The 15,319-nt window shown below is 63.5% G+C and carries 13 protein-coding genes; 8 read left to right on the top strand and 5 right to left on the bottom strand.

Annotation, left to right across the window (positions count from 1 at the left end):
• Position 1: 1 nt before the first annotated feature.
• Complete coding sequence (locus AB4Z19_RS05405; RefSeq protein WP_442034564.1) at positions 2-550, top strand: prepilin-type N-terminal cleavage/methylation domain-containing protein; 549 nt, start codon at positions 2-4, stop codon at positions 548-550.
• Here the strand turns inward: AB4Z19_RS05405 and AB4Z19_RS05400 are convergent.
• Together AB4Z19_RS05400 and AB4Z19_RS05395 are read right to left on the bottom strand one after the other, a co-directional pair.
• Positions 547-885, bottom strand: coding sequence for an ArsR/SmtB family transcription factor (locus AB4Z19_RS05400; RefSeq protein ID WP_442026103.1), 339 nt, complete (start codon positions 883-885; stop codon positions 547-549). The two genes, AB4Z19_RS05405 and AB4Z19_RS05400, sit on opposite strands and share 4 nt — an antisense overlap.
• Positions 866-1,318 (bottom strand): SRPBCC family protein, encoded by a 453-nt coding sequence (locus tag AB4Z19_RS05395; protein ID WP_442034562.1) that lies wholly within the window; start codon positions 1,316-1,318, stop codon positions 866-868. The genes AB4Z19_RS05400 and AB4Z19_RS05395 overlap by 20 nt, the downstream gene beginning before the upstream one ends.
• 87 nt (positions 1,319-1,405) lie before the next feature.
• Here AB4Z19_RS05395 and AB4Z19_RS05390 point away from each other — a divergent pair, with 87 nt between their 5' ends.
• The 5 genes from AB4Z19_RS05390 to AB4Z19_RS05370 all read left to right on the top strand — a co-directional run bounded on the left by AB4Z19_RS05390 (position 1,406) and on the right by AB4Z19_RS05370 (position 10,131).
• Positions 1,406-2,134 carry a histidine phosphatase family protein gene (locus tag AB4Z19_RS05390; protein WP_442026105.1) on the top strand — a complete coding sequence of 243 codons (729 nt, stop codon included), beginning with the start codon at positions 1,406-1,408 and terminating at the stop codon, positions 2,132-2,134.
• A gap of 49 nt (positions 2,135-2,183) precedes the next feature.
• The gene (locus AB4Z19_RS05385; RefSeq protein ID WP_442034560.1) at positions 2,184-3,245 is read left to right on the top strand and encodes a phosphotransferase; all 1,062 of its coding nucleotides are present in this window, start codon (positions 2,184-2,186) and stop codon (positions 3,243-3,245) included.
• A 63-nt stretch (positions 3,246-3,308) separates the two neighbouring features.
• The gene (locus AB4Z19_RS05380; RefSeq protein WP_442034558.1) at positions 3,309-4,532 is read left to right on the top strand and encodes an acyl-CoA dehydrogenase family protein; all 1,224 of its coding nucleotides are present in this window, start codon (positions 3,309-3,311) and stop codon (positions 4,530-4,532) included.
• Positions 4,533-4,597: 65 nt separating this feature from the next.
• Positions 4,598-9,220: a PAS domain-containing protein gene (locus AB4Z19_RS05375; protein ID WP_442034556.1), complete on the top strand. Its 4,623-nt coding sequence runs from the start codon at positions 4,598-4,600 to the stop codon at positions 9,218-9,220.
• Positions 9,217-10,131 (top strand): diguanylate cyclase domain-containing protein, encoded by a 915-nt coding sequence (locus tag AB4Z19_RS05370; RefSeq protein ID WP_442034554.1) that lies wholly within the window; start codon positions 9,217-9,219, stop codon positions 10,129-10,131. Before AB4Z19_RS05375 ends, AB4Z19_RS05370 begins: the two co-directional genes overlap by 4 nt.
• A 121-nt stretch (positions 10,132-10,252) precedes the next feature.
• Here AB4Z19_RS05370 and AB4Z19_RS05365 read toward each other — a convergent pair whose 3' ends face one another.
• The 3 genes from AB4Z19_RS05365 to AB4Z19_RS05355 form a co-directional block, all read right to left on the bottom strand.
• Positions 10,253-11,365, bottom strand: coding sequence for an acyl-CoA dehydrogenase family protein (locus AB4Z19_RS05365; protein ID WP_442034552.1), 1,113 nt, complete (start codon positions 11,363-11,365; stop codon positions 10,253-10,255).
• 9 nt (positions 11,366-11,374) lie between these two features.
• Positions 11,375-12,565, bottom strand: a complete 1,191-nt coding sequence (locus AB4Z19_RS05360; protein WP_442024789.1) for an acyl-CoA dehydrogenase family protein — start codon at positions 12,563-12,565, stop codon at positions 11,375-11,377.
• A gap of 75 nt (positions 12,566-12,640) precedes the next feature.
• Positions 12,641-13,522, bottom strand: coding sequence for a LysR family transcriptional regulator (locus AB4Z19_RS05355; RefSeq protein WP_442024787.1), 882 nt, complete (start codon positions 13,520-13,522; stop codon positions 12,641-12,643).
• A 108-nt stretch (positions 13,523-13,630) separates the two neighbouring features.
• Here AB4Z19_RS05355 and AB4Z19_RS05350 point away from each other — a divergent pair, with 108 nt between their 5' ends.
• Both AB4Z19_RS05350 and AB4Z19_RS05345 read left to right on the top strand, forming a co-directional pair.
• Entirely contained in the window at positions 13,631-14,332 is a 702-nt protein-coding gene (locus tag AB4Z19_RS05350; protein WP_442024785.1) for a dienelactone hydrolase family protein, read from the top strand.
• Positions 14,333-14,354: 22 nt separating this feature from the next.
• Entirely contained in the window at positions 14,355-15,182 is an 828-nt protein-coding gene (locus tag AB4Z19_RS05345; RefSeq protein WP_442034550.1) for an alpha/beta fold hydrolase, read from the top strand.
• The last annotated feature ends 137 nt before the right edge of the window (positions 15,183-15,319 follow it).

Here is a 15,319-nt window from a genome sequence, read left to right as displayed (position 1 = left end):
CATGTCCCAACGCGGCTTTACCCTTGTTGAAATCGCCATCGTCCTTGTCATCATCGGCCTGCTGCTGGGCGGGGTGCTGAAAGGACAGAGCCTGATCGACAGCGCGAAAGTCAAGAATGTGATTCAGCAGTCGCAGTCGCTGCAGGCTGCCGTCAACGCCTATCAGGACCGCTTCCGCGCCCTGCCTGGTGACGACATCATGGCTACCACCCATGTTCCCGGCGCGACGGGCAACGGCAATGGCGACGGCCAGATCACCGAATACCAGCTGGCGCCCCAGCACCTCGCGCTGGCAGGCCTGATCACCGGCTCCTACAACGGCACCACGGACTTCATGACCAGCGCCCAGGGCGGCGCCGTCTACATCTACAACGACGTGGTGGGTGGACGCGGCGGCAATGGCATCCGCTTCGACAACCTGCCCGACACCTTCTCCGAGCAGATCGACTCGAAACTGGACGACGGCAAGCCGGACACCGGCTCGGTGCGCGCCACCGGCCCTTACACCAACAACGGCAGCATCATCACGCGCACCGCCATCTTCTTCTAGTCTTCAACAAAGGCCTTCAGACGCGCCAGCGCCGCATCCCACTGCGCCGACACGTGATCGAGATAGGCACGTGCATCGGCAATCGGCTGCGGATCGAGCGCGAAGCGGCTTTCGCGCCCCGCACGCTGGCTGCGGACGATGCCCGCGCCTTCCAGCACCGCCAAATGTTTGGTGATCGCCTGCCGCGTCAGGGACGACCCGGCCGTCAGCTCCGAAATACTCTGCGGCTCGCCGTCCGATAAGCGGCCGACGAGCCACAGGCGCGTGGGATCTCCCAGCGCCGAGAACACCGGCGCCTGGACCTGCGCCGCACGTTCAAGGGTGCGCAGCGACATAGTCCGCGATGTTTTGCATTTGCTGGGTCCAGCCGCCATCGTTCATGCGGAAAGCTTCCGCGCGGCGATGCTCCGGCACCTTGTCGAAGCCCGATTCGGTGAGGGTCAGCAGCGTGCCGCCATCGAGAGCCTTCAGCCGGAACTCAACCAGGGTTGGCTCCTCCTTCGAATAATCCACCTTCTGGTCGATGCCATACGGATGCCAGCTGAACGAGAACAAGGACTCCGGCACGATTTCCTTCACGGTCGCGGTCCAGCGAACATGCTCATAGCCTGGATGCGTGATATGGCCCGTGCTGGGCTGACCCGGTGCGAAAGGCTGGTCCAGCTTCACGCGGAACCATTCGCCAAATTCCTCGTGATTGGTGAGCGCGCGCCACACGCGGGAAACCGGCGCCTTCAAGGTGATTTGCTTTTCGATACGATCAGTCATGGGTTCATCCTCCTTGCCCGGCATGGTAGAACACGCACGATCGAAATGCAACCATTGGGTTGCATAAATATCTGGTACGCTAAAAAAATGAATACTCCCAATCAATCCCGCCGCCGCATCTTCGTGATGCGGCACGGCAGCGTTACCTATTTCGACGCCACCGGCAAACCCTTCCTGCCAGAAAGCGTGCCACTCAACGAAGCGGGCCGCGTGCAAGCCAGCGCCGCCGGCCAGGAATTCGCGCGCCAGCAGCTAAGGTTTGACCGTGTGATCGTTTCCGGCCTGCCACGTACCGTCGAAACGGCCCGGCGCGCGCTGGCCGAAACCGGGCAGCAGATCGAATTGGAAATCTGGCCGGAGCTCGAGGAAATCCGCGGCGGCCGCCTGTCCGCCATTCCCGATGAGCAGATCCAGGCCGCCTTCACCGGCGCCTTCGAAGGCGTGGTGGCGGAGGACAAACGCTTCCTCGGCGGCGAATCCGTGGGCGAGCTGATGGACCGCGTACACCCGGCCCTGGCCAGGCTGCGCGCCGACGAAAACTGGGACACGGTACTGCTGGTGCTGCACGGCGGCGTCAACCGCGCCATCCTGTCTTACGCCCTGACCGGCGGCCAGCGCACTTTCTTCGGCGGCATGTCGCAGACGGCGGGCTGCATCAACGCGCTAGACGTCGGCGCAGCGGAACAGGATTGGGTACTGCGTTTCTCCAACTATTCCCCTCCAGCGCCCCTGCAGACCGAAACACGCACCACCACCATGGAACAGCTGCTGGCCGAATACATGAAGTTCCGCGTCACTTTTCAGCAAAACAAATAGCACGCCCGTTCTTTTCTGGTGTACGATAGCCGCTCAACAAGGAGACGCTATGTTCGAGGAATTCATGGGAACGAAGGCCGTTTCGGAGCGCCACCGCTTTGACACGGCCGCGCTGGACGCCTATTTGCGCCAGCACGTGGAAGGCTATCCGCACGGCGAACTGACGGTGGAACAGTTCAAGGGCGGCCAATCCAATCCGACCTTCAAGCTGACCATTGGCGGCCAGAGCTACGTGCTGCGCACCAAGCCTGCCCCTGCCGACAAGCTGCTGCCGTCGGCCCATGCCATCGACCGCGAATTCCGCGTGATGGACGCCTTGAACAAAGCCGGCTTCCCCGCCGCCCGCCAATACTGCCTGTGCATCGACGAATCGGTAATCGGCCGCGCCTTCTACGTGATGGAATTCGTGGAGGGCCGTGTGCTGTGGGACCAGGCACTGCCCGGCATGACGCCGGCCGAACGCGCCGCGATTTACGATGAACAGAACCGCGTCATCGCCCAGCTGCACAGCATCGACTACAAGGCCATCGGCCTCGGCGATTACGGCAAGCCCGGCAACTACTTCCAGCGCCAGATCGAGCGCTGGACCAGGCAATACAAGGCCTCCGAGACTGAAACCATCGAGGCCATGGATAAGCTGATCGACTGGCTGCCATCGCATATCCCGCCGGGCGACGACACTTCCATCGTGCACGGCGACTACCGCCTGGACAATATGATTTTCCATCCCACCGAGCCGCGCATCCTGGCGGTGCTGGACTGGGAACTGTCCACGCTGGGCCACCCTTTCGCGGACTTCAGCTACCACTGCATGAGCTGGCACATCGCACCCGGACAGTTCCGCGGCATTGCCGGCCTGGACCTGGAGGCGCTGGGCATTCCATCGCAGCGCGAATACATCGCCAGGTACGCCGAGCGCACCGGCAAGAACATCCGCCTGGAAGACTTCAACTTCTACCTCGCCTTCAATATGTTCCGCCTCGCCAGCATCATGCAGGGCATCATGAAGCGCTATGTGGACGGCACCGCATCGAGCGCGCAAGCGCTGGAGTCAGGCAAGCTGGCCAAACCGATGGCCGAAATGGGCTGGTCCCACGCACAAAACACATAAGGCGGTAACACATTTAGGCCCATTTGAGGCAAATGTGTTACGTCCCCATTGAGGAGACGCATAATGGATTTTGAATATTCCGGCCGCTGCAAGGAGTTGCAGGGTCGTCTGCTGGCCTTCATGGACCAGCACATTTACCCGAACGAAAAGGCCTTCCACGAAGAAGTGGACCGTAACGGCCGCGAAAAGGGCAACCGCTGGATTCCCACTGAACTGATCGAGCGCCTGAAGCCATTGGCGCGCGAACAGGGCTTGTGGAACCTGTTCCTGCCGCGTTCCGCCCGTGCACCGGAAGGCTTGTCCAACCTGGACTACGCCCCGCTGTGCGAAATCATGGGCCGCGTACCCTGGGCTGCGGAGGTGTTCAACTGCTCCGCGCCGGATACCGGCAATATGGAAACGCTGGAACGTTATGGCACCGAAGAACACAAGCAGCAATGGCTCGAACCGCTGCTGCGCGGCGAAATCCGCTCGGCTTTCGCGATGACCGAACCGGCGGTGGCTTCATCCGACGCGACCAATATCGAAACCCGCATCGAGCGCGATGGCGACCATTACGTGATCAATGGCCGCAAGTGGTGGATTTCCGGCGCCGGCGATCCACGCTGCCAGATCTACATCACCATGGGCAAGACGGACTTCAACGCCGCGCGCCACCAGCAGCAATCGATGATCCTGGTACCGGCCGGCACGCCGGGCCTCACGGTGTTGCGTCCCCTGCCCGTCTTCGGCTACGACGATGCGCCGCATGGCCACTGCGAAATCGCGTTCGACAATGTGCGCGTACCGGCTACCAATATCCTGCTGGGTGAAGGCCGCGGCTTCGAGATCGCGCAGGGCCGCCTCGGGCCGGGCCGCATTCACCACTGCATGCGCGCCATCGGTGTGGCCGAACGTGCGCTGGAGCTGATGTGCCAGCGCCTGAATGCCCGGGTAGCATTTGGCAAGCGCCTTTCCGAGCAGGGAGTGTGGCGTGAACGCATCGCCGAAGCCCGCATCCAGATCGACACGGCGCGCCTGCTGACACTGAAAGCCGCCTACATGATGGATACCGTCGGTAATAAAGTGGCGCAAGCGGAAATCGCCATGATCAAGGTGCTGGCGCCCAATGTAGCCCAGCAGGTGCTGGATTGGGCGATTCAGGCGCACGGCGCGGCGGGCGTGTCGGAAGAGTTCCCGCTGGCCTATCAGTGGGCCGGCAACCGCACCTTGCGCCTGGCCGACGGCCCGGACGAAGTGCACCGCAACGCCATCGCCAAAATTGAGCTGGCAAAGCATGGGAGCTGACGCTTTGCGCGCACGGTGAGCTGAGCTATCATCGTCCTGCAGCCACTATTCCGAAAGGATGTGTAGTGCAGGACGAAGCCAGCAAACCTTTGCCGTCGATACGTTCGCAGATCACGCTGCTGGTGGCGGCATGCGCCTTGCCTGCCCTGGTCGGCGCGATCGTCTTCTTTCTCCATTTTTCCACCGCAGATAACACCGCCGATCAGCAGCGGCTGGCGCGCGCTGTTGCCGTCTCGCTGGATCGCCAGCTACAGGCGGTGGAAACCGCTGCAATATCGCTGGCGGCTGCGCCGGGCATGAAGTCCGGCGATTACGCGGGCTTTCACAGCCAGGCGTCGGCCCAGCTGCGGCCGGGCTTCCCGGCCCAGCAGGTCTTGCTGAGCGACGCCACCGGCCAGGTGCTGGCCACCACCAATCAGGGTTTGCCGCGCGCCGCCAATGCGCGCCGCCTGCAAGCCTTGTTCGCCAGCGGCCGCACTACCCTCACCCGCATGCCGTCCGGTTTCTCGCTGGATGTGCCCATCAGCCGCGAAGGCAAGCCAGTGCTGGCAGTCAGCATGCTGCTGCCGGCCGGCTTGCTGGACACACTGCTGACCGAGCAGCCCTTGCCGCGTGAATTATCCGCCACCTTGTTCGACGCGAAGGATCAGATCATCGCGCTCAGCAAGGGTGAAGCTACCGGCCAGCAAACGCTGGTGAAAATCGCCTACCGCACGGCGCCGGATAGCGCCTGGTCGATCACGGTAGCCCTGCCCGTCACGCCAGCCTTCGGCGGCAGCAGCGGCGAACTGGCGGCGCTGACCGCAGCGCTGGCGGCACTGGTACTGGCGGGCTTCGTGTTTGCGTGGCGCGTCGGAGGCCGCCTTGGCCGCTCTATCCGCGCCCTGAGCCAGCCCGCGCAGGCGTTGGCCGATGGCGCGCCACTCATCCTGCCGCCGATGGCCTTCCAGGAGGCGCATGAAGTGGCGCAGGCCCTACAGCAGCTGGAACAGGCGCTGGCGCGGCATCGCCAGGATCTGGAGCAACTGGTGCAGGAACGCACCCGCCAACTGGAAGATTCCAACGCCCTGCTGGAAACGATTTGCGCCTCGGCTCCGGTGGGCCTGAGCTTTGTCGACACGCGCTTGCGCATTTTGATGGTGAACGATTTTCTCGCGGCGCTGAACGGCATTCCCGTCAGCRAGCACCTGGGCTACCGCTTCGATGAGCTGATCAAGGACCGCCGCTTGCTGGCCTCCATCAATGATGCCTACGGCCGCGTACTCGACACGGGCCGCCCCGTCACCGGCGTTGAATTCAGCGGCAAGGCTGCCGGGCGACCGGAACGCGAAAGCCATTTTGCCGCCAGCTACCACCCCGTATTCGGTGCGGACGAGCGCATGGTGGGCATCACCGGCCTGCTGGTCGATATGACGGAACAGAAGGCCGCCGAAGCAGAACTGCATCAATCCAAGCAGCTGTTCAAATCCGTACTGGAAAATATGCCGGCCGTGGTGTTCGTGAAGGAAGCGGAGAGCAGGCGCTACGAGCTGCTGAACCGGCACGGGGAGCTTTTCCTTGGCCGTCCGCGCGAGGCGGTGCTGGGCAAGCGCGACGAAGAGATCTTCCCGGCCGAGATGGCGACCGGTTTCAGGGAAACGGACAGCCAGGTGCTGGCCTCCAGCGCAGAGATGCAGATCCGCGAAGAAGAGGTACGCTCCGGCGACGGCGAGGCGCGCTGGCTCACCACGCGCAAGGTCGCGCTGCGCGACGAGTGGGGCACCGCCACGCACCTGCTGGGCATCTCGGTCGATATCACTGAACGCAAGCGCGCCGAAGCGGCTTTGCTGAGCGCATCGCAGCGCGCCGAACGCACCACCGCCTTCCTGCGCACGGTCACCGACAATCTGCCGGGCATCGTGGCCTACTGGGATGCGGAGCTGCGCTGCCGCTTCGCCAATCAGTTCTTCCTCGACTGGTTCCGCAAGACGCAAGAGGAAGTGCTGGGCGCGCCGATGTCCGCCGTACTGCCGGCCTTCCTGGTCGACCAGATCCAGCCGCAGCTGGAGGCCGTGCTGGACGGCGCACCGCAAAACTTCGCCCGCGAAATCGCGCTGCCCAGTGGAGATGTGCGCTACGCATGGATCAACCTGATTCCGGACGCCGACGAACAAGGCAAGGTACGTGGCTTCTATGCGCTGGCCTCGGACGTGACGGAACTTAAACGTGGCGAGCAGCGCCTGCAGGAACTCAACGAACAGCTGGTGCGCGCCCGCGACCGCGCGGAGGCGGCCAGCAGCGCCAAGAGCGAGTTTGTGGCCAATATGAGCCACGAAATCCGCACGCCGATGAATGCCATCATCGGCCTGGCGCGGCTGCTGGAAGAGGCGCCGCTGGAACGGCGCGAGCGCGGCTACGTCGGCAAGATCCAGATGGCGACCAAGTCCCTGCTGGGCGTGGTGAACGATGTGCTGGACTTTTCCAAGATCGAGGCCGGCCAGCTGCGGCTGGAACAGGCGCGCTTCAATCTCGAACAGCTGCTGGCCGGCACCGCCATGCTCGTGGCGGGCAGCGCCTGGGATAAGGGCGTGGAGCCGGTGTTCGACATCGCGCCCGGCCTGCCGGCCGAATTGGTGGGCGACGCCATGCGGCTGCATCAGGTCCTGCTGAATTTGATGAGCAATGCCGTCAAGTTTACGGAGCGTGGCGAGGTGGTGCTGGGCGTGCGCGACGCTGGCCGCGACGGGCCGCGCATCACGCTGGAATTCTATGTGCACGATACGGGTATCGGCATCGCGCCGGAGCAGCAGCTGCGCATGTTCGACGCCTTCTCGCAAGGCGATAGCAGCACAAGCCGGCGCTATGGCGGCACCGGCCTGGGACTGGCGATTTCGCGCCGCCTGGTCGATCTGATGGGCGGCGTGATCAGCGTGCAGAGCACACCTGGCCAGGGATCGACTTTCCGCTTCGTGTGTCCGCTGCTGTGCGCACCGGGCGTGCCGCCGGCCGATGTGCCGTCGGCTCTGTGCGGGCTGCATGTGCTGGTGGTCGATAACAACCGCAGCGTACTGCATGCACTGGAGCACGCGGGCGATACTCTGGGATGGGCAGTGTGGACGGCAGCCAGCGCAGCGGAAGGTCTGCATTGCCTGCATACCTTGCATAGCCATCAGCAGAAACTGGATCTGCTTATCGTTGACAATGCCATGCCGGAGGTGGATGGCATCGAGATGCTGGTCGAGGCACGCGGCATTGCGGGCCTGAATCTGCCGCCGGTGATCATGATGGCGTCCGAGCAGGCGGCGGACGATCTGCGTCCGCTGGTTGACAGCCTGCAGATCGCCACTGTGCTGGCCAAGCCATGCACGCCGGGTCAGCTGCGCGCTGCCGCACTGGAGGCGCTGACGGGCGTCGCGCCGGCCATGCAGCAAGCCACGCAGACGCCTTTGGCCGGGCGGCTGGCGGGCATGCGCGTGCTGCTGGTCGAGGACAATGAGATCAATCAGGAGATGGCGCGCTATATTCTGCAGCATGCAAATGCGCAGGTTGAAACCGCGTCTAATGGCGAGATTGCGGTGGACATGCTGCGCGCGCGTCCGGACCGTGCGGACGCGGTGCTGATGGATTTGCAGATGCCGGTAATGAACGGCTACGAAGCCACTGCCGCCATCCGCGCGCTGAGTCTCGATCGCTTGCCGATTATCGCCATGACCGCCAATGCGATGCAGGAAGACCGCATGCGCGCCATGGCCGCGGGCGTGAATGCGCATATCGCCAAGCCGATCGACGTCGACGAACTGATCGCCACCCTCACCCGCCTTGCCACCCCGCGCAGCGGCAGCGCCGTGCACAGAGATTGCGCCCCGCACGGCGACAGTATGCCGCCGGCGCCGCGCCCGCCACAGTCGTCGCACTCGTTGCAGCCGTCGCACTCGTCGTCGCCGTCGCACAGGTCTCAGCCGTCTCAGCTTTCGCACTCGCAGCACTCGTCGCCGCCGTCGTACTCGTCGCCGCCGTCGCAATCCTCGCAGCCGTCGCACGCGCTGAGCGCCCGGCGATCCTTGCCATCGCTGCAGACGGCCCAGACTGACGCGCCGCACGCGCAGGACGGCAGCGGTGCGCTGCCGGTGGAGCTGGCGGGCATTGATCTGCATGCCGCGCTGGGCCGGATGAACGGCAACTTTCCCGCCTTCGTCGTCCTGCTGAAACGCTTCGAGCGCTCGCAGGGCGCTACGGTGAGCGAGGTACGCAGCCTGCTGGAACTGGACAAGCGCCACGCCGCTGGCCAAGCGCTGCACCGCGTGCATGGCGTCGCGGCCAACCTGGGCGCGCGGGAGATCGCCGATCTGAGCGCCGAAGCCCAGGCCGCGCTGGCGGATGGTCAGGACGACGCCCTGGCGTCGCTGCTGACCGCATTGGATGACGCCATCACCACCGTCATCACCACCGCCCGCGCCCTGCCCGAACCCGGCGAAACAAGTGTCGCCTCGGCAGCGGAGCCGGATTTGAACGCCGCGCTGGCCGAGCTGCTCTCCCTGCTCCGCAACAGCAATATGCGCGCGGTCGCCAGCTTCAAATCCCTGCATGCACCGCTCAAACGGGAATGTCCCGATCTGGCGCCCGCGCTGGCCGAAGCCATCGACACGCTCGACTTCACCGCCGCCGAACATCTGGTGAAGGAAATGTTGAAACGGAGGGAATGGGCATGAGCTGGGACGACCAGGCGCGCAATGGGCGCATCCTGATCGTGGATGACGCCACCGAAAACATCCAGATGCTGAGCCATGTGCTGGGCGAAGAGCATGAGCTGCTGTTCGCGCTGAACGGCGAAAAAGCCCTACAGTTGGCGCATGACCAGCAGCCGGACCTGATCCTGCTTGATGCCGTCATGCCCGGCCTGGACGGCTACGAAGTCTGCGCCGCGCTGCGTGCATCGCCCGGCGCGCAGGACATTCCCATCATCTTCGTCACCGCCCTCACCACGCCGGAACACGAAACGCGCGCACTGGAAGCGGGCGCCGTGGACTTCATCACCAAACCGTTCAACATGGCCGTGGTCAAGGCGCGCGTGCGCACCCATCTCACGTTGAAGCGCCAGTCCGACGCCATGCGTGAGCTGACGCTGACTGATGCCCTCACCGGCATCGCCAACCGCCGCAGCTTCAACGACGCTTTCGACAACGAATGGCGGCGCTGCGTGCGCTCAGGCACGCCACTGTCGGTGATCATGATCGACATCGATCACTTCAAGAATTACAACGATGCGTATGGCCACCAGGCCGGCGACCATTGCCTGCAGCAGGTCGCCAACGCCATGCGGCACTGCGCGGGACGTCCGCCGGATATGCTGGCGCGCTACGGCGGCGAGGAATTCGTGGTGCTGCTGCCGAACGTGGAGGCGTCCGGCGCGGAGACGGTGGCGCAGCGTATTCTGCTTGAGGTGCGGCGGCTGGCGATACCGCACCGCATGTCGACGGTGAGCGATATCGTCACCGTCAGCATCGGCGCGGCCACGCTGGCGCCGGGCGATGGATTGTCGCCCGAAATCCTGATCCGCGCTGCGGACCGGGAACTGTACGAAGCCAAGGAATCAGGCCGCGACCGCTACAGCGCCGCGTGACTGCCCGGCGGATCGATGATCCGCCCTACGCCAGACAGCCGTGCGAGTCCGCCGGTCACGCAGCGCCGGCCACCAAATGCGATGAATTACCACCCACCGAACGCCGGCGACGTAGGGCGGGTCATTGACCCGCCGTGAATCCCGGCTCGTGTGCGAACCGTTCAAGGTGGTGGTCCACATCGCCCAGGGTAAGGCCGATCATGGTCAGACGCTTGAAGTGGTGTGCTGCCGGCAGCTCGTCGGTCACGCCCATGCCGCCGTGCAGCTGCACTGCCTGCTGGCCGACGAACTTGGCCGCCTGCCCCACACGCACCTTGGCAGCCGACGCCACGCGGCGGCGCTCTTCCGCATCGTCCGACGACACTTTTACCGCCGCCAGCATCGCCATCGAGCGCGCCTGTTCCAGATGGATGAACATATCCGCCATGCGATGCTGCAGCGCCTGAAACTGGCCGATCGGCACGCCAAACTGCTTGCGCGTTTTCAGATATTCCAGCGTCGCGGCGAAGATCGCATCCATCGCGCCTATCGCTTCAGCACACAGCAGCGTGTTGCCGTAATCGGCAGCCGCTTCCAGCACATCCCAGCCGCCGCGCAATGGCGTCGCTTGCGCGCCATCGAAGCGTACGGTTGCGGCGCGCTGCCCATCCAGCGTACGGTAATCGGTGACCGTCACACCTGCGGCATCGCGCTGCACGACATACAGCGCAATTCCTTCGCGCTCGCGCTGCGCGCCGCGCGTGCGGGCCGAAACGATGAATGCGCCCGCCTGTCCGCCGTGCACCACGACAGTCTTGGTGCCGGTAATCGTATGCGATGGCGAGGCCATGGTCGCGACATCAGCCAGATCGTAGCGCGATTGCTGCTCGCCCAGTGCGCAGGCCAGCTTCAGCGAACCGCTGGCGACCTGCTCCAGCAAGGCCTCCTGGCCGCCGGCCAGTTTGAGGAACTGCGCACCCAGCATCGTCGCAAAATAAGGTTCAACCACCAGGCCCCGCCCCAGCTCCTGCATCACCACCATCATGTCCACGGCACTGCCATCAAAGCCGCCCTGCGCTTCCGGCACCGGCAGCGCAGTCATGCCCAATTCGACCAGCTGCGACCAGGCTGCGTCGGACACGCCGGCATCGGAATGGATAATCTTGCGGCGTGCTTCAAAGCCGTAGTCCTTGTCGATCCAGCGACGCAGCGCATCAGCGAATTGCTGCTGCTCTTCCTTGAAAGTGAAATCCATGCCGTCCCCTTACAGTCCCAGAATCATCTGGGTGATGATGTTTTTCTGAATCTCGTTCGAACCGCCGTAAATGGAGGTCTTGCGGAAGTTGAAGTAGTAGCCCGCCAGCGGCGCGGCAGCGTCGTCGCCCGCGACCGCATGCTCGCTGCGGCCCTCCAGATATTCCGGGTCAAAAGGCAGCGCTTCCGGGCCGGCCGCTTCCAGCATCAGCTCCGTCAACATCTGCTGGATCTCGGAACCGCGCACTTTCAGCACGGACGCCTGCGGACCCGGCCCCTGGTGCTCCTGCGCGATGGTACGCAGCACGGTCACTTCCAGCGCCATCAGTTCGATTTCGAGATTTGCCACCTTGGCGCCGAACAGCGGGTCCTCCAGCAGCGGCTTGCCGTTGCGCTGCTGGCGCATGGCCAGCTGTTTCAGGAATTGCAGCTCGCGCTTGGAGCGCCCCACCGCCGCAATGCCGGTACGCTCATGGCCCAGCAGGTATTTGGCGTACGTCCAGCCTTTGTTCTCCTTGCCGATCAGGTTCGACACCGGCACCTTCACGTTGTCGAAGAAGACCTCGTTCACTTCATGCTCTTCATCCAGCATGATGATCGGGCGCACGGTGATACCCGGCGTTTTCATATCGATCAGCAGGAAGGAAATGCCCTCCTGCTTGCGCACGCCTGGATCGGTGCGCACCAGGCAGAAGATCATGTCGGCGTGCTGGCCCAGCGTGGTCCAGGTCTTCTGGCCGTTGACGATGTAGTGGTCGCCCTGGCGTTCCGCGGTAGTCTTCAGTGAGGCAAGGTCGGAACCGGAACCCGGCTCGGAATATCCCTGGCACCACCAGTCGTCGCAATTCAGGATGCGTGGCAGGTAGTGCGCCTTCTGCTCCTCGTTACCGAAAGCCATGATGACCGGCGCCACCATGTTCACGCCAAACGGCAGGATGGGCGGGGTGCCGGCGCGGGCGCATTCCTCTTCCCAGATGTGGCGCTGGGTCGCATTCCAGCCCGGACCTCCGAATTCGGCCGGCCAGGCAGGTGCTGCCCAGCCTTGTTTGGCGGCGATCTTGTGCCAGCGCACATAGTCTTCTTTCGCCAGACGCTTGTGCTGGCGCACCTTCTGCTGCAGATCGGCGGGCAAATTCGCTTCGAGGAAGGCGCGCACTTCGGCGCGGAAAGCCTCATCGGCAGCGGAATAGTTCAAATCCATGCTGTCTCCTTGGTTTTTTTCGTGCTCAAACAAAAAAGCACGATCGTTCCAAAAGATTGTACAGCAGTTTTCCTCTCAGGAACCGCAGAGTTTATGGCGATTGTCGGCAAACAGGCTGATGAGCCAGCCGGCCACGGTCTTGAAGCGCCCGATCGAGGCCGCATCCCGATGGCTCAGCAGCCACAGCTCGCGCCGCACTTCCGCGCCGCTCAGGCGCACCAGCGCGGGATCGCCATCGATCAGGCACGGCAGCAGCGCCAGCCCCAGGCCGGCGCGGCAAGCCTGGGTCATGGTGGCCAGGCTGTTGACGCGCAAGGCAATCCGCGGCTGCGGCGCCAGACTGTCCAGCCAGCGCATCTCGGGCAAATGGGACAGCGAGGCATCATAGGCGATCCACGGCTGGCTGCCCCACTGCGCCGGCGGCGTGTCCACGAAGCGCGGCGCACCGAAAACGGCCCAGCCAATCTCACCCAGTTTGCGCATCAAAAGTGCCGCATCTTCAGTGGGCTGCGCCAGGCGCAAGGCGAAGTCGGCCTCGCCGCGCATGAAGGACATGTTCTGGTTATCGCCCAGCAGTTGCACATCGAGCGCCGGATGCTCGGACAGCAAGCCCGCCAGCGCGGGCGTCAGCCAGAAATTCAGCAGGAAGTCGATGGCGGTAATGCGTACCAGGCCCCCGATCGCATCGGCCTCCTGCGACGACGCCAGCAGCATGCTCTGCACATTGCCATATACCGCCTCGCCGTACTCGACGAAGACGCGGCCCGCGCTGGTCAGCTGATAGCGGGTGTTATCGCGGATGAACAGGCGCAGGTTCAGCGCCTTCTCGGCTGCGGCAATGCGGCGGCTGATGGTGGAGGCGTCCACGCCCAGTTCGCGGCCGGTCGCGCTCATGCTGCCGCAGCGCGCCAGGGCGAGGATCAGCGGAATGTCGTTCCAGTCGAAGTCGCTCGTCATGTTGACCCTGCATTTCTGCAAAACGGCCTTGCAGGCTTGGGCGTTCCCGCCAGCGCCAGCAAGTTCTAAAGTGAGTTCACCAAAACACACAACCACAAGGAGCACATCATGAGCCTGACCATCTCCACGCCCGACGGCAATTTCCAGTGCTACGTAGCACGGCCCGCCAAGCCGGGCACCTACCCCGTGCTGGTCGTGCTGCAGGAAATCTTTGGCGTCAATGCCGGCATTCGGAGTATCGCTGACGACTACGCCGCCAAAGGTTTCATCGCCGTCTGCCCGGATCTGTTCTGGCGTGCCGAGCCAGGGTTAGACATGTCCGAGTCCAGGGAAGCCGACTGGGCCAAAGGATTCGCTCTCTACAGTGCTTTCGACTTCGACAAAGGCGTGCAGGACATCGCGGCCACCGTCGCCGCAGCCCGCAAGATCGAAGGCGGCAACGGCAAGGTTGGCGTGACGGGCTACTGCCTCGGCGGCCTGCTGACTTTCATGAGCGCCGCGCGCATCGACGCCGATGCCGATGCCTTCGTCGCCTACTACGGCGGCGGCACCGAGAAATACGTATCCGAAGCGCCGCAGATCAAGGCCCCGATGATGTATCACCTGGCCGAAGAAGACGAATACATCAACAAGGACGCGCAGGCCGCTATCAAAGCCTCAGTGGCCGGCAAACCGAACGTCGCGCTGTACAGCTACCCGGGCCGCAATCATGCCTTTGCCCGTCCCGGCGGCAACCATTACGACGATCACGACGCAAAGCTCGCAAACAGCCGCACCGACGCTTTTTTCAAACAGCAACTTGCACTCTAACATAGCCTTGAAAGGATCAATCATGTACTTCACCACCAAAGACGGCGTAGAGATTTACTACAAAGATTGGGGCCCGAAAGACGCCCAGCCCATCGTGTTCAGCCACGGCTGGCCCCTCAGCTCGGACAGCTGGGAGTCGCAAATGTTCTTCCTGGCGAACCATGGCTACCGGGTCATCGCGCACGACCGCCGCGGCCATGGCCGTTCCAGCCAGCCCTGGGATGGCAATGATATGGACCACTACGCCGACGACCTGGCCCAATTGATCGAGGCGCTGGATTTGAAGAATGTGATCCTGTTCGGCTTCTCGACCGGAGGTGGTGAAGTGGCGCGTTATGTGGGCCGCCATGGCACAGGACGCATCGCCAAGTTGGGCCTGATTTCGGCCGTGCCGCCGCTGATGGTGAAGACTGCCGATAACCCCGGCGGCTTGCCAGTGGAAGTCTTCGACGGCATTCGCGCCGGTTCCGAGAAAGACCGTTCGCAGCTGTACCTGGATATTGCTTCCGGTCCCTTCTACAGCTACAACCGGCCGGGCGCCAAGCCGTCGCAAGGCATCATTCAGTCGTGGTGGATGCAGGGCATGATGGGCGGCCACAAGAACACCTATGACTCGATCAAGGCCTTCTCGCAAACGGACTTCCGCGACGACCTGAAGAAGTTCGATAAGCCGACCCTGATCATTCACGGCGATGGCGACCAGATCGTGCCGATCGACGCCGCCGGCCGCGCCTCAGCCAGGATTGTGACGCACGCCAGACTGATCGTGTATGAAGGCGCGCCACACGGCCTGACCGACACGCACAAGGAGCGCGTCAATGCGGATCTGCTGGAGTTCGTGAAATCCTGAAGCACAAAAAAAACCGCCGGCAATGGCCTATCGCCGGCGGTGATTCGGGGTATTAACTTTATTCTTTCTCAGCAGGGCGAACCCGGCCGGGCCGGCCACACGAAGCCAGCTATTTCATAATATCAAGCGGCCGTGCC

The sequence above is a fragment of the Pseudoduganella sp. RAF19 genome, assembly GCF_052114165.1.
Lineage (GTDB): Bacteria > Pseudomonadota > Gammaproteobacteria > Burkholderiales > Burkholderiaceae_D > Rugamonas.
The sequence above is the reverse complement of the archived record's forward strand: the minus strand, read 5'-3'. Positions and strand labels throughout refer to the sequence as shown.

Coding starts and splice junctions, on each gene's coding strand:
- AB4Z19_RS05345 (WP_442034550.1), top strand. CDS start 14,355: ATGTACTTCACCACCAAAGACGGCGTAGAGATTTACTACAAAGATTGG.
- AB4Z19_RS05350 (WP_442024785.1), top strand. CDS start 13,631: ATGAGCCTGACCATCTCCACGCCCGACGGCAATTTCCAGTGCTACGTA.
- AB4Z19_RS05370 (WP_442034554.1), top strand. CDS start 9,217: ATGAGCTGGGACGACCAGGCGCGCAATGGGCGCATCCTGATCGTGGAT.
- AB4Z19_RS05385 (WP_442034560.1), top strand. CDS start 2,184: ATGTTCGAGGAATTCATGGGAACGAAGGCCGTTTCGGAGCGCCACCGC.
- AB4Z19_RS05405 (WP_442034564.1), top strand. CDS start 2: ATGTCCCAACGCGGCTTTACCCTTGTTGAAATCGCCATCGTCCTTGTC.
- AB4Z19_RS05355 (WP_442024787.1), bottom strand. CDS start 13,522: ATGACGAGCGACTTCGACTGGAACGACATTCCGCTGATCCTCGCCCTG.
- AB4Z19_RS05360 (WP_442024789.1), bottom strand. CDS start 12,565: ATGGATTTGAACTATTCCGCTGCCGATGAGGCTTTCCGCGCCGAAGTG.
- AB4Z19_RS05395 (WP_442034562.1), bottom strand. CDS start 1,318: ATGACTGATCGTATCGAAAAGCAAATCACCTTGAAGGCGCCGGTTTCC.
- AB4Z19_RS05380 (WP_442034558.1), top strand. CDS start 3,309: ATGGATTTTGAATATTCCGGCCGCTGCAAGGAGTTGCAGGGTCGTCTG.
- AB4Z19_RS05365 (WP_442034552.1), bottom strand. CDS start 11,365: ATGGATTTCACTTTCAAGGAAGAGCAGCAGCAATTCGCTGATGCGCTG.
- AB4Z19_RS05390 (WP_442026105.1), top strand. CDS start 1,406: ATGAATACTCCCAATCAATCCCGCCGCCGCATCTTCGTGATGCGGCAC.
- AB4Z19_RS05400 (WP_442026103.1), bottom strand. CDS start 885: ATGTCGCTGCGCACCCTTGAACGTGCGGCGCAGGTCCAGGCGCCGGTG.